The 13252-nt window shown below is 64.6% G+C and carries 12 protein-coding genes and 1 riboswitch; all 12 genes read left to right on the top strand.

From position 1 onward, the window contains the following. Nucleotides 1–492 (top strand): CidA/LrgA family protein, encoded by a 492-nt coding sequence (locus tag OKW41_RS39830; RefSeq protein ID WP_184034818.1) that lies wholly within the window; start codon nucleotides 1–3, stop codon nucleotides 490–492. Beyond that, entirely contained in the window at nucleotides 489–1214 is a 726-nt protein-coding gene (locus OKW41_RS39825; protein WP_429575863.1) for an LrgB family protein, read from the top strand. Before OKW41_RS39830 ends, OKW41_RS39825 begins: the two co-directional genes overlap by 4 nt. A 65-nt stretch (nucleotides 1215–1279) precedes the next feature. Beyond that, a riboswitch (S-adenosyl-L-homocysteine riboswitch) is annotated at nucleotides 1280–1414 on the top strand. Between the two features lie 33 nt (nucleotides 1415–1447). Continuing rightward, nucleotides 1448–2866, top strand: a complete 1419-nt coding sequence (ahcY, locus tag OKW41_RS39820) for an adenosylhomocysteinase (protein WP_429454010.1) — start codon at nucleotides 1448–1450, stop codon at nucleotides 2864–2866. A 173-nt stretch (nucleotides 2867–3039) separates the two neighbouring features. Next, nucleotides 3040–3393: a phage holin family protein gene (locus OKW41_RS39815; RefSeq protein WP_090805530.1), complete on the top strand. Its 354-nt coding sequence runs from the start codon at nucleotides 3040–3042 to the stop codon at nucleotides 3391–3393. A 10-nt stretch (nucleotides 3394–3403) separates the two neighbouring features. Further along, nucleotides 3404–4234, top strand: a complete 831-nt coding sequence (gene metF / locus OKW41_RS39810; RefSeq protein ID WP_429454012.1) for a methylenetetrahydrofolate reductase [NAD(P)H] — start codon at nucleotides 3404–3406, stop codon at nucleotides 4232–4234. Between the two features lie 158 nt (nucleotides 4235–4392). Next, nucleotides 4393–6051: an ABC transporter substrate-binding protein gene (locus OKW41_RS39805; protein ID WP_429575862.1), complete on the top strand. Its 1659-nt coding sequence runs from the start codon at nucleotides 4393–4395 to the stop codon at nucleotides 6049–6051. 204 nt (nucleotides 6052–6255) lie between these two features. Beyond that, nucleotides 6256–7887 carry an ABC transporter substrate-binding protein gene (locus OKW41_RS39800; RefSeq protein WP_429575861.1) on the top strand — a complete coding sequence of 544 codons (1632 nt, stop codon included), beginning with the start codon at nucleotides 6256–6258 and terminating at the stop codon, nucleotides 7885–7887. Between the two features lie 155 nt (nucleotides 7888–8042). After that, the gene (locus OKW41_RS39795; protein WP_429454018.1) at nucleotides 8043–9053 is read left to right on the top strand and encodes an ABC transporter permease subunit; all 1011 of its coding nucleotides are present in this window, start codon (nucleotides 8043–8045) and stop codon (nucleotides 9051–9053) included. 6 nt (nucleotides 9054–9059) lie between these two features. Beyond that, complete coding sequence (locus OKW41_RS39790; protein ID WP_018418726.1) at nucleotides 9060–9977, top strand: ABC transporter permease subunit; 918 nt, start codon at nucleotides 9060–9062, stop codon at nucleotides 9975–9977. Nucleotides 9978–9979: 2 nt separating this feature from the next. Then, on the top strand, nucleotides 9980–10984 hold the full coding sequence (locus OKW41_RS39785; protein WP_429454020.1) for an ABC transporter ATP-binding protein: 1005 nt from the start codon (nucleotides 9980–9982) through the stop codon (nucleotides 10982–10984). Further along, nucleotides 10981–12000 carry a peptide ABC transporter ATP-binding protein gene (locus OKW41_RS39780; protein ID WP_090802569.1) on the top strand — a complete coding sequence of 340 codons (1020 nt, stop codon included), beginning with the start codon at nucleotides 10981–10983 and terminating at the stop codon, nucleotides 11998–12000. The genes OKW41_RS39785 and OKW41_RS39780 overlap by 4 nt, the downstream gene beginning before the upstream one ends. Beyond that, on the top strand, nucleotides 11993–13243 hold the full coding sequence (locus OKW41_RS39775) for a TraB/GumN family protein (RefSeq protein WP_429576545.1): 1251 nt from the start codon (nucleotides 11993–11995) through the stop codon (nucleotides 13241–13243). Before OKW41_RS39780 ends, OKW41_RS39775 begins: the two co-directional genes overlap by 8 nt. Nucleotides 13244–13252 lie beyond the last annotated feature (9 nt).

Genomic DNA, 13252 nt, shown 5'->3' with positions numbered 1-13252 from the left:
ATGTCCGCGCCAGTTTTCGCCCGTTCCGCGCGTCCCGCCGGTGGCGGCTCAAGTGGGGACGCGGGTGGCTTCGGCCGTGTCGCACGCATCGCCGTGCAAAGCGCCGCGATCGCGGCGCTGTGGATCGGCGCCGATTTCATCGTGCGGCGGCTGCATCTGCCGGTGCCGGGCGGCGTGGTCGGCCTCGTCGTGCTGCTCGCGCTGCTGTTCTGTGGCGGTATCGCGCCGCGCTGGGTCAAGGCCGGCGCGGACTGGCTGCTGTCCGACATGCTGCTGTTCTTCATTCCGGCGGCGGTCGCCGCCGTGCAATACGGCGGCCTGTTCCGCGCGGACGGCTGGCGCCTCGCGCTGGTGGTGATCGCCGGCACCCTGATGGTGATGGTCGCGGTGGCGTTCGCTGTCGATCAGGCCGCGCGCGTCGAACGGCGTTTCGCGCTGCGCCGCGTGCGGGTTGCGCGTAAGGCAGGCAGTCTGTCGCGCGAGCGCCGATGAACCCGCTCCCGTTCGCTTCGCTGTTGGCCGACGACGCCTCGCGCCTGATCGCGGCCGGCTGCCTCGTGCTGACGATCGCGCTGTACTTCGCGTCGAAGGGGCTGTATGCGCGCGTGCGCTCGCCGTGGCTCACGCCGATGCTGACGGTGCCGGCCGCGCTCGTCGCGATCGTCGTACTCGCGCACATTCCGTATTCGCTTTACTTCGAGGACACGCGCTGGCTGATGTGGCTGCTCGGCCCCGCGACGGTCGCGTTCGCCGTGCCGATCTACGAGTACCGCGCACTGTTGAAGCGCCACTGGATCTCGCTGTCCGTCGGCGTGACGGTGGGCATTCTGGTCGGCGTCGGCGGCTCGCTGATGCTCGCGAAGCTGCTGCACCTGTCGCCGGACTTGCAGCGCAGCCTGATGACGCGTTCGGTGTCGACGCCATTCGCGCTCGCGGTGTCCGACAGGATTCACGCGCCGAAGGACCTGACCGCGCTGTTCGTGATCGCGACCGGCGTCTGCGGCATGCTGTTCGGCGAAATCGTGCTCGCGATCGTGCCGCTGCGTACGCGGCTCGCGCGCGGCGCGCTGTTCGGTGCGGCCGCGCACGGCGTCGGCACCGCGAAGGCACGCGAGCTCGGCAGCGAGGAGGGCGTAGTGTCCAGCCTGACCATGATGATCGCCGGCGTCGCCATGGTACTGCTCGCACCGATACTGGGGCTGCTGCCAATCTGAACCAGCGCGCTGCCGCACCATCCGGCGCGCGCCGAAGTCATCTCGATTTGCTACAATCGCCGTTCGTCTTCGAGGAGCGTTGCGACGGGTACCGCGAATCCGCATTCGCCGGCCGCCCGCCAGGCTCGAAGGCTTCAATTGGCAGCATGGAATGCGCATCGCGCGAATCCGAACGCTGCCTCAAACCGCGCTCACGTCACATTTCTAGTCAATTTCTTAGAAAGGAGGGCGTGATGAACGCCGCAGTCATCGATTCCCAGAAGCAGGATTACGTTGTCGCCGACATGTCGCTCGCCGCTTGGGGCCGCAAGGAACTCACGATCGCCGAGACCGAAATGCCCGGCCTCATGCAGACCCGTGATGAGTACAAGGCGCAGCAGCCGCTGAAGGGCGCGCGCGTCGCCGGCTCGCTGCACATGACGATCCAGACCGGCGTGCTGATCGAGACGCTGACCGCGCTCGGCGCGGACGTACGCTGGGCCTCGTGCAACATCTTCTCGACTCAGGACCATGCCGCCGCCGCGATCGCGCAGGCCGGCACGCCGGTGTTCGCGTTCAAGGGCGAATCGCTCGATGAATACTGGGAGTTCTCGCACCGCATTTTCGAATGGCCGAACGGCGAGTTCGCCAACATGATCCTCGACGACGGCGGCGACGCGACGCTGCTGCTGATCCTCGGTTCGAAGGCCGAAAAAGACCGCTCGGTGATCGCCAAGCCGACCAACGAGGAAGAAGTCGCGCTGTACAAGTCGATCGCCGCGCACCTCGAGATCGACCCGACGTGGTACTCGAAGCGCCTCGCGGCAATCAAGGGCGTCACCGAAGAAACCACCACCGGCGTGCACCGTCTGTACCAGATGGAGAAGGAAGGCCGCCTGCCGTTCCCGGCCATCAACGTCAACGACTCGGTCACGAAGTCGAAGTTCGACAACCTGTATGGCTGCCGCGAGTCGCTCGTCGACGGCATCAAGCGCGCGACCGACGTGATGATCGCGGGCAAGATCGCGGTCGTGGCCGGTTACGGCGACGTGGGCAAGGGCTGCGCGCAATCGCTGCGCGGTCTGGGCGCGACCGTGTGGGTCACCGAAATCGATCCGATCTGCGCGCTGCAAGCGGCGATGGAAGGCTACCGCGTCGTGACGATGGAATACGCGGCCGACAAGGCCGACATCTTCGTGACCGCGACCGGCAACTACCACGTGATCAACCACGATCACATGAAGGCGATGCGTCATAACGCGATCGTCTGCAACATCGGCCACTTCGACTCGGAAATCGACGTCGCGTCGACCCGTCAGTACCAGTGGGAAAACATCAAGCCGCAAGTCGACCACATCATTTTCCCTGACGGCAAGCGCGTGATCCTGCTGGCCGAAGGCCGTCTCGTGAATTTGGGCTGCGCGACGGGTCATCCGTCGTTCGTGATGTCGAACTCGTTCACGAACCAGACGCTCGCGCAGATCGAACTGTTCACGCAGGGCGCGAAGTACGAAAACAAGGTGTACGTGCTGCCGAAGCATCTCGACGAGAAGGTCGCGCGTCTGCATCTGGCGCGCATCGGCGTGAACCTGACCGTGCTGTCCGACGCGCAGGCCGGCTACATCGGCGTCGACAAGAACGGTCCGTTCAAGCCGAACCACTATCGCTATTAAGCACGCGGCCGTCCGCGGCTCGATGCGCGCGTTCGCGCGCCCGGCCACGCGGGCGGCGGTAAAAGCTTGACGGTCCGATCTCGGGGCGGCGCGCAATGCGCCGCTTTGTTCGCCAGCGCCGCTTTCCGTTTGCTGGACATCTTCTCCGCACAGGTGCTTACAAGGAGTTCTACATGACCGTGCTGCTGACCTGGCTCATCAACGCGCTCGCGCTGCTGATCATCACCTACATCGTTCCGTCGATCCATATCCGTAGTTTCGGTACCGCGCTGATCGTCGCGATCGTGCTCGGCCTCATCAATACGCTGCTGCGGCCGCTGCTGATCCTGCTGACGCTGCCCGTCACGATCCTCACGCTCGGACTCTTCATTCTGGTCGTCAATGCGCTGTGCTTCTGGCTGTGCGCGTCGCTGCTGAAGGGCTTCGAGGTGTCGGGCTTCTGGTCGGCGTTCTTCGGCTCGATCCTGTACAGCATCGTGTCGTGGCTACTGTCCGCGCTCATTTTCGGCAACCGCAGTCTCGGTTGACTTTTTGACTATGAATCCGATCGAACTCTCATTCGAATTCTTCCCGCCGAAAACGCAGGAAGGCATCGACAAACTGCGCGCGACGCGCGCGGAACTCGTGTCGCTCAAACCGAAGTTCGTGTCCGTCACGTTCGGCGCCGGCGGCTCGACCCAGCAAGGCACGCTCGATACCGTCGTCGACATGGCGAAGGAAGGGCTCGAGGCGGCGCCGCATCTGTCGTGCATCGGCTCGTCGAAGGAAAGCCTGCGCGCGATCCTGGGCGAGTACCGCGCGTACGGCATCCGCCATATCGTCGCGCTGCGCGGCGATCTGCCCTCGGGCATGGGCGCGGTCGGCGAGCTGCGCTATGCGTCGGAGCTCGTCAGCTTCATCCGTGCCGAGTTCGGCGACTGGTTCTGGATCGAGGTGGCGGGTTATCCGGAATACCATCCGCAGTCGCGCTCGCCGCGTCACGATCTCGAAAACTTCGCGCGCAAGGTGAAAGCCGGCGCAAACTCGGCGATCACGCAGTACTTCTTCAACGCGGACGCGTACTTCCGTTTCGTCGACGATGCGCGCCAGATCGGCGTCGACGTGCCGATCGTGCCCGGCATCATGCCGATCACGAACTTCTCGCAGCTGATGCGTTTCTCCGAAATGTGCGGCGCCGAAGTGCCGCGCTGGATCGCGCGCCGGCTAGAGAGCTTCGGCGACGACCGCGAGTCGATCCGCGCGTTCGGGCTCGACGTGGTGACGGCTCTGTGTCAACGGCTCCTCGACGCGAAAGTGCCGGGTCTGCACTTCTATACGCTGAACGCGGCCGCATCGACCAAGGCGATCTGCGAACGGCTCGCCGTGTAATTGCGATGCCCGCGCGGCTGCAACGGCCGCGCGGTCCCCGCCAGTCTGGCATGGGTCGCGAATTTGTCCCAAATAGCGTGGTAAGTCCCTGTTGAAGCTCATTTTTGGGCTGTCTATCATCGAGACGCAGCCAACCCGGCTGCTGTGCGGAGGACGATATGACAGTGACAAGAAAGACTGCGGCACACCGACTGTTCGCGCTTCACCCGTTCTGCCTGCCGGCTCTCGCCGCGCTCGCGGTTGCCACGAGCGGCCTCGTGCCCGCCGCGTCGCAGGCGGCCACGCTGCCCGACAAGACGCTGATTTTCTGCTCCGAAGGCAGCCCGGCGGGTTTCGATACCGCGCAATACACGACCAGCGTCGAATTCAGCGCCGGCTCGTACACGGTCTATAACCGGCTCGTCGAATTTGCGCACGGCAGCACGGACATCGAGCCAGGACTCGCCGAAAAGTGGGACGTGTCGCCCGACGGCCTCACCTATACGTTCCATCTGCGCCACGGCGTCAAATTCCAGACCACGTCGTACTTCAAGCCGACCCGCGAATTCAACGCGGACGACGTCGTGTTCACCTACGAGCGCATGTTCGATCCCGAGAACCCGTTCCGCAAGGCGTATCCAGTCAATTTCCCGTATTTCAACGACCTCGGTCTCGCGAAGAACATCGCCAAAATCGAGAAGGTCGATCCGTACACGGTGCGCTTCACGCTGAAGGAAGTCGACGCGCCGTTCCTGCAGCAGATCGCGATGCCGTTCGCGTCGATCCTGTCGGCTGAATACACGGATCAGCTGCTGAAGGGGGGCAAGGCGTCCGACATCAACCAGTACCCGGTCGGCACCGGTCCGTTCATCTTCCGCAGCTATACGAAGGACGACACGATCCGCTTCGACGGCAATCCCGACTACTGGAAGCCGGGCGTCGCGAAGGTCGGCAAGCTGATCTTCGCGATCACGGTCGATCCGGCCGTGCGCCTGCAAAAGCTCAAGCGCGGCGAATGCCAGGTGATGTCCTATCCGCGCCCGGCCGACATCCCCACCGTGAAGGCCGATGCGTCGCTCGCGATGCCGAGCGAAGTGGGCTTCAACCTCGGCTATATCGCGTACAACACGACCAAAAAGCCGCTCGACAACGTGCTCGTGCGCCGCGCGCTCGACATGTCGGTCAACAAGAAGGCGATCATCGAAGCGGTCTACCAGGGCGCGGGCCAGCTCGCGACGAACCCGATGCCGCCGACGCAATGGGGTTACGACAAGAACCTGAAGGACGCGCCCTACGACGTCGACAAAGCGAAAGCGCTCCTGAAGCAGGCGGGCTACCCCGACGGCTTCGAGCTGACGCTATGGGCGATGCCGGTACAGCGCCCGTATAACCCGAATGCACGCCTGATGGCCGAAATGCTGCAGGCGGACTGGGCGAAGATCGGCGTCAAGGTCAACATCGCCACTTACGAGTGGGGCGAGTACATTCGCCGCGCGCACGCCGGCGAGCATCAGGCGATGCTGATCGGCTGGACGGGTGACTACGGCGACCCTGACAACTGGCTCGGCGTGTTGCTCGGCTGCGACGCGGTCAACGGCAGCAACTTCTCGAAGTGGTGCTACAAGCCTTACGACGATCTGATCAAGCAGGGCCGCAGCACCACCAACATGGCCGATCGCACCAAGGACTATACCCAGGCGCAGGAGATCTTCAAGGACCAGGTGCCGTTCACGCCGATCGCGCATTCGACCGTCTATCAGCCGATCAGCAAGAACGTGACGGGCTTCAAGATCGATCCGTTCGGGCCGACGCAATTCCTGGAGGTTGGGGTGAAATAAGCGGGCGCCGCGCGCTTTTTGTGCCGCATTCGTCGCCGGGCGGCTCGAATGGGCCCGCCCGGCCCGTGACAAAACCGTGGCAAAACGTTTGCACGAAGTGTTTCCTATCGTCAACAGAGGGATTTTGCTCCGCTTGGTAGCCGGCCCAAGCTCAAGTAATATCCCGCTACGCCGGCGCAAGCCGGCCCCGAACCTGGAGGAAACATGAAGCAAAACAATCTGTTGCGCGTCGCGCGTATGTCCACGCTCGTCGCTGCCGCAGCGGCATCCCTGCTTGGCGTGACGAGCGCGCAGGCCGCTGGGATCCCGAACAAAACCCTCGTTTACTGCTCGGAAGGCAGTCCCGCGGGTTTCGATCCGGCCCAATACACGACGGGCGTCGACTTCACGGCCAACACGTTCACCGTCTATAACCGCCTCGTCGAGTTCGAACGCGGCGGCACCAAGGTCGAGCCCGGCCTCGCGGAGAAGTGGGACGTGTCGCCCGATGGCAAGACCTACACGTTCCATCTGCGTCATGGCGTGAAGTTCCAGACCACCTCGTTCTTCAAGCCGACGCGCGAATTCAACGCGGACGACGTGGTCTTCTCGTTCCAGCGCATGCTCGACCCGAACCAGCCGTTTCGCAAGGCGTATCCGGTGCAGTTCCCGTACTTCACCGACATGGGCCTCGACAAGCTGATCACGAGCGTCGAGAAAGTCGACCCGTACACGGTCAAGTTCACGCTGAAGGAAGTCAACGCGCCGTTCATCCAGAATCTGGCGATGGAATACGCGTCGATCCTGTCGGCTGAATATGCGGATCAGCTGCTCAAGGCAGGCAAGGCCGCCGACATCAATCAGTTCCCGGTGGGCACCGGTCCGTTCATCTTCCGCAGCTACACGAAGGACGCGACGATCCGCTTCGACGGCAACCCGGACTACTGGAAGCCGGGCGCGGTGAAGATCTCGAAGCTGATCTTCTCGATCACGCCGGATGCCGGCGTGCGCGTGCAGAAGATCAAGCGCGACGAATGCCAGGTGATGAGCTATCCGCGCCCGGCTGACATCGCGCCGCTGAAGGCCGAGCCGAACATCGACATGCCGTCGCAACCGGGCTTCAACCTCGGCTATCTCGCGTACAACGTGACGCACAAGCCGGTCGACAAGCTCGAAGTGCGTCAGGCGCTCGACATGGCGATCAACAAGAAGGCGATCATCGACTCGGTCTACCAGGGCGCGGGCCAGCTCGCGACGAACCCGATGCCGCCGACGCAATGGTCGTTCGTCAAGAACCTGCCGGCCGCCTCGTACGATCCGGCCAAGGCGAAGGATCTGCTCGCGAAGGCGGGCTACCCGAACGGCTTTGACCTCACGCTGTGGGCGATGCCGGTGCAGCGCGCGTACAACCCGAACGCGCGTCTGATGGCGGAAATGATCCAGGCGGACTGGGCGAAGATCGGCGTGAAGGCGAAGATCGTCACGTACGAATGGGGTGAGTACATCAAGCGCGCGCACGCGGGTGAAGACGACACGATGCTGATCGGCTGGACCGGCGACAACGGCGATCCGGACAACTGGCTCGGCACGCTGCTCGGCTGCGAGGCGATCAACGGCAACAACTTCTCGAAGTGGTGCTACAAGCCGTTCGACGATCTGATCCAGAAGGGCCGCACGACTTCGGACGTGGCGACGCGCACGAAGATCTACGGCGACGCGCAGCATATTTTCGCGCAGCAACTGCCGTTCTCGCCGATCGCGCACTCGACCGTCTATCAGCCGGTCAGCAAGAAGGTGGTCGACATGCGCATCGAACCGCTCGGCTACGCGCGCTTCGACGGCGTCAGCATCAAGTAATCGTAAAGTTCGCACAGTAGGCCGCAATACAGTACGCCGCAACACAGTACACTTTTCGCACGGTTAGAAAACTGGTCGAAATGGTCCGGCGACCGGGGTCACGAGCCCTCGTCGCCGGTTGCGTTTTTTCATCACCAGTACCATGGGAGCGAACCATGTTCCGCTTCGTTTTGCGCCGCATCGGCATGGTGATACCGACGTTCATCGGCATCACGATCCTCGCGTTCGCGCTGATCCACCTGATCCCGGGCGACCCCATCGAAGTGATGATGGGCGAGCGCGGCGTCGATCCGGCCATGCATGCGGCCGCGATGCACCGCCTCGGGCTCGACGAGCCCTTGCCAATGCAGTACTTCCACTACATCGTCCGTGCCGTGCACGGCAACCTCGGCACGTCGATCATCACCAACACCAGCGTGATGGGCGAATTCCTCGCGCGCTTTCCCGCCACCGTCGAACTGTCGCTCTGCGCGATGCTGTTCGCGCTGATCATCGGCCTGCCGGCGGGCGTGTTCGCGGCGCTGAGGCGCGGCACGGTGATCGATCACGGGGTGATGGGCACCGCCCTGACCGGCTACTCGATGCCGATCTTCTGGTGGGGCTTGATCCTCATCATGGTGTTCTCGGTCAAGCTCGGCTTGACGCCGGTGTCGGGCCGCATCGCGGTCGAATACGACATTCCGCACGTGACCGGCTTCATGCTGATCGACTCGCTGATGTCCACCGACGAAGGCGCGTTCAAATCCGCGCTCAGTCACCTGATCCTGCCCGCGATCGTGCTCGGCACGATTCCGCTCGCGGTCGTCGCGCGCATGACGCGCTCGTCGATGCTCGAAGTGCTGCGCGAGGACTACATCCGCACCGCGCGCGCGAAGGGGCTGTCGCCGGGACGCGTGATCGTCGTGCATGCGCTGCGCAATGCGCTGATTCCGGTCGTCACCGTGATCGGCCTGCAGGTCGGCACACTGCTTGCGGGCGCGGTGCTGACCGAAACGCTGTTTTCATGGCCGGGCATCGGCAAGTGGCTGATCGACGCGATCGGCCGGCGCGATTATCCGGTCGTGCAGGGCGGTATCCTGTTGATCGCCACGCTGGTGATCGTCGTGAACCTCGTCGTCGATCTGCTGTACGGCGTGCTCAACCCGCGCATCCGCCATACGAGGTAAATCACAATGGCTGATATCCAAAACACCGTCCCCCAAGCGGTTACCCCGCCGAGCGGCCGCGCCATCGCGGCACGCGAATTCTGGGCCAACTTCTCGCGCAACCGCGGTGCGGTCGGCGCGGGCATCATCGTGCTGGTGCTGGTCTTCATCGCGATCTTCGCGCCGCTGATCGCGCCGCACAGCCCGATCGAGCAATACCGCGACTCCGTGAAGATCCCGCCGGCGTGGCTCGACGGCGGCAACTGGAAGTTCATTCTCGGCACCGACGAAGCGGGCCGCGACATCCTTTCGCGTCTGATGTACGGCGCGCGGCTGTCGTTCTGGATCGGCTTCGTCTCGGTGGTCCTCGCGCTGATTCCGGGCGTCGTGCTCGGCCTCGTCGCCGCGTTCTTCGAGAAATGGGCCGACACGCCGATCATGCGCATCATGGACGTGCTGCTCGCGCTGCCGTCGCTGCTGCTCGCGGTCGCGGTGGTCGCGATCATCGGTCCGGGTCTCGTCAACACGATGCTCGCGATCGCGATCGTCGCGCTTCCGGGCTATGTGCGTCTGACGCGCGCGTCCGCCCAGGGTGAGTTGCAGAAGGAGTATGTGACCGCTTCGCGCGTCGCGGGTGCGAGCACGTTGCGGCTGATGTTCTCGCAGGTGCTGCCGAACTGCACCGCGCCGCTGATCGTGCAGGCAACTCTTGGCTTTTCGTCGGCGATTCTCGATGCCGCCGCGCTCGGCTTCCTCGGCCTCGGCGTGCAGCCGCCGTCGGCGGAGTGGGGCGCGATGCTCGCGTCGGCGCGCGATTACATCGACAGCGCATGGTGGATCGTCACGATGCCCGGTCTGTCCATCCTGATCTCGGTGCTCGCGATCAACCTGCTCGGCGACGGGCTGCGCGACGCGCTCGACCCCAAACTGAAACGGATGGCCTGATCATGAGCAATCTACTGACCATCCGCAATCTCGCGGTCAACTTCGGCGGCCTGCCCGCGGTCGACCGCATCAATCTCGACGTCGCGCCGGGCGAAGTGGTCGGCGTGGTGGGCGAATCGGGCTCGGGCAAGAGCGTGACGATGATGGCGCTGATGGGCCTGATCGACGCGCCCGGCAAGGTCTCCGCCGACGAAATCACGTTCGACGGCAAGAACCTGCTGAAGGCCTCCGCGAAGCAACGCCGCAAGATCATCGGCAAGGACATCGCGATGGTGTTCCAGGACGCGCTGACGAGCCTGAACCCGAGCTACACGGTCGGCTATCAGATCAAGGAAGTGCTGAAGCTGCACGAGGGCCTGCGCGGCAGCGCGCTAGACAAACGCGCGCTCGAACTGCTCGATCAGGTCGGCATTCCCGATGCAAAAAATCGTATCGGCTCGTTTCCGCATCAGATGTCGGGCGGCATGAACCAGCGCGTGATGATCGCGATGGCGATTGCCTGCAACCCGAAGCTGCTGATCGCCGATGAGCCGACCACCGCGCTCGACGTGACGATCCAGGCGCAGATCATGGAATTGCTGATGCGCCTGCAGAAGGAACGCGGCATGGCGCTCGTGCTGATTTCGCACGATCTGGCCGTGGTGTCCGAGGTCGCGCAGCGCGTCGCCGTGATGTATGCGGGCGAGGTGATCGAGACGAACAAGGTGCCGGAGATCTTCGCCGCGCCTCATCATCCGTACACGGAGGCGCTGTTGGCCGCGATTCCCGAGCACAACGTGGGCGCGGTGCGGCTCGCGGCGCTGCCGGGCATGGTGCCGGGCCGCGACGACCGGCCCAAGGGGTGCCTGTTCGCGCCGCGCTGCAAGTACGTGGTCGACGACTGCATGAAGGCCCGCCCCGCGCTCGCGCCGCTGCCCGCGCACACCGAGCTCACGCGCGTGCGTTGCATCAAGCCGCTGAACCTCGAGAAGGACGCCAACGTTCACACGCAAGGAGGCGCCCGATGAGCGCAGTACCCGAAACCCGTCGCCAGTCGGATCGTACTGGGGATCACGTGCTCGTCGCCGACCAGCTCGCGCGCTACTACACGGTCAAGCGCGGCATGTTCGCGCACGGCACGGTGAAGGCGCTGAACGGGGTGTCGTTCGCGCTCGACCGCGGCAAGACGCTGGCGGTAGTCGGCGAGTCCGGCTGCGGCAAGTCGACGCTCGCGCGTCAGCTGACGATGATCGAAACGCCGAGCGCGGGCCGCCTGCTGATCGACGGCGAGGACGTGGCCGGCGCGAATCACGAGAAGATCGCGGCGCTCAGGCGCCGCGTGCAGATGGTGTTCCAGAACCCGTTTGCGTCGCTCAATCCGCGCAAGACCGTCGAGCAGACGCTCGGCGAACCACTCGCGATCAACACGCAGATGAGCGCGACCGAGCGCGCCGAGCGCATCGCGCAGATGATGCGCACGGTCGGCCTGCGGCCCGAGCACGCGAAGCGCTATCCGCACATGTTCTCCGGCGGCCAGCGTCAACGTGTGGCGATCGCGCGCGCGATGATCCTCGATCCGCAGATCGTGGTCGCCGACGAACCGGTCTCGGCGCTCGACGTCTCGATCCAGGCGCAGATCCTGAACCTGTTCATGGACCTGCAGGACGAGTTCAAGACGAGCTACGTGTTCATCTCGCACAACCTGTCGGTGGTCGAGCATATCGCCGACGACGTGATGGTCATGTACTTCGGCGGCGTCGCTGAACTCGGCGACAAGCAGCGCATCTTCTCGAAGCCGCGTCATCCGTACACGCGCGCGCTGATGTCGGCGACCCCGTCGATCTTCGAGGCCGACCGCACGATCAAGATCAAGCTGCAAGGCGAAATGCCGTCGCCGCTGAATCCGCCGTCGGGCTGCACGTTCCATCAGCGCTGCCCGTACGTGATCGACCGCTGCCGCAGCGAGGAGCCGAAGCTGCGAGAAGTGGATGGCCGCCTGGTCTCCTGTCACCGCGCTGAAGAGGTGGGGGACGTGGATGCCTGATGTGGTGGCGGCGCGTCGTCTTGCGCGCCGCTTGTGTGAGGGCGGCTGGATAGCCGCCTTTGCGCGGCGCCGCGGGGCGCGTGCGCTGGGAGGCGCCGCGCCCTGCGGCGCATTTGCTGGAAGGTTCGCCGGCAAGTTTTTTCGCACGTTTCTCTGCGCGTTCGTTCATGCGCTCGCGCGCGCCTTTTTCTCCGTATTTCTTCCCGCGTCGCTGTCCGCTTTATTTCGCGTAGGCTGCGCGCTGTCGGTCGGCGCGGCCGTACCCTGCATCGCTCACGCGGCCGGCGCGGCGGCCAAGGCGCCAGCCCAGGCGGCCCGTCCTGCCGTCACGGTGCCAAGCCCGCCACCGCCGTCAATTGCGCCGCCCCCGGTCCCCGGCACCACCGCGAGCGGCCCGGTGCGCCAGCAACCGGCGCACATGCCGTTCTATGTCGCGACGCGTGGCAGTACGACGATCTACGTGCTCGGCACGCTGCACGTCGGCGATCCCGTCGACTATCCGGCGGGGCGGCCGTTCCGCGCGCCGATCCTCGCGGCGCTCGCCGCATCGCAGACGCTCGCGCTCGAATTGTCGCCCGACGAGTTGCTGGTGTCGCAGGACGACGTGTCGAAGTACGGCGTATGCAAGCACGACTGCCTGCCGGGTCTGCTGCCCGAGCCGCTGTGGCACAAGCTCGCGTTGCGGCTGCGCGGCAACCCGGCCGCGCTCGATGCGATCAAGAAGATGCGGCCGTGGCTCGCGTCGCTGGTGGTCGAGACCTACGACTCGCTGTCCGCGGGGCTGCAAACCGAGTACGGCACCGAAGCGCAATTGCAGAACGTCTATCTGAAGACGCGCGGCAAGATCGTCGGACTCGAAACGCTCGCGCAACAGATGCGCGCGTTCACCGGACTGTCGGCCGCGCAGCAGCGGGAGATGCTCGCGCAGGATCTGGTGCAGACGCCCGCGCAGAACGTCGAGGACGTGCACACGCTGCACCGGCTGTGGCGGGTCGGCGATGCCGATGCGATCGCCGCGTGGCAGGCTGCCAAATCGGAGAAGCTCGCGCGCGACCCGCGCGTCTCCAATTCGATCGACAACCGGATCGTCTACGAGCGCAATCGCCGCTTCGTCGCGAGGATGCTGCAACTCGCCGCGCCGAACAAGCCGCTGTTCGTCGCGATCGGCGCGCTGCACCTGGGTGGGCCGAAGGGCGTGCTGCAGCTGTTGCGGCAGCACGGCTTCGTGGTTGAGGCGGGTTGAGTCGGTTCG

This window comes from Paraburkholderia sp. UCT70, assembly GCF_050434085.1.
Taxonomy (GTDB): Bacteria; Pseudomonadota; Gammaproteobacteria; order Burkholderiales; family Burkholderiaceae; genus Paraburkholderia; species Paraburkholderia tuberum.
The sequence above is the reverse complement of the archived record's forward strand: the minus strand, read 5'-3'. Positions and strand labels throughout refer to the sequence as shown.

Bases quoted from the DNA above. Each gene is read 5' to 3' on its own strand.
- OKW41_RS39780 (WP_090802569.1), top strand. From the start codon at position 10,981: ATGAGCGCAGTACCCGAAACCCGTCGCCAGTCGGATCGTACTGGGGAT.
- OKW41_RS39795 (WP_429454018.1), top strand. From the start codon at position 8,043: ATGTTCCGCTTCGTTTTGCGCCGCATCGGCATGGTGATACCGACGTTC.
- OKW41_RS39805 (WP_429575862.1), top strand. From the start codon at position 4,393: ATGACAGTGACAAGAAAGACTGCGGCACACCGACTGTTCGCGCTTCAC.
- OKW41_RS39790 (WP_018418726.1), top strand. From the start codon at position 9,060: ATGGCTGATATCCAAAACACCGTCCCCCAAGCGGTTACCCCGCCGAGC.
- OKW41_RS39785 (WP_429454020.1), top strand. From the start codon at position 9,980: ATGAGCAATCTACTGACCATCCGCAATCTCGCGGTCAACTTCGGCGGC.
- OKW41_RS39815 (WP_090805530.1), top strand. From the start codon at position 3,040: ATGACCGTGCTGCTGACCTGGCTCATCAACGCGCTCGCGCTGCTGATC.
- ahcY (WP_429454010.1), top strand. From the start codon at position 1,448: ATGAACGCCGCAGTCATCGATTCCCAGAAGCAGGATTACGTTGTCGCC.
- OKW41_RS39800 (WP_429575861.1), top strand. From the start codon at position 6,256: ATGAAGCAAAACAATCTGTTGCGCGTCGCGCGTATGTCCACGCTCGTC.
- OKW41_RS39775 (WP_429576545.1), top strand. From the start codon at position 11,993: ATGCCTGATGTGGTGGCGGCGCGTCGTCTTGCGCGCCGCTTGTGTGAG.
- OKW41_RS39825 (WP_429575863.1), top strand. From the start codon at position 489: ATGAACCCGCTCCCGTTCGCTTCGCTGTTGGCCGACGACGCCTCGCGC.
- metF (WP_429454012.1), top strand. From the start codon at position 3,404: ATGAATCCGATCGAACTCTCATTCGAATTCTTCCCGCCGAAAACGCAG.
- OKW41_RS39830 (WP_184034818.1), top strand. From the start codon at position 1: ATGTCCGCGCCAGTTTTCGCCCGTTCCGCGCGTCCCGCCGGTGGCGGC.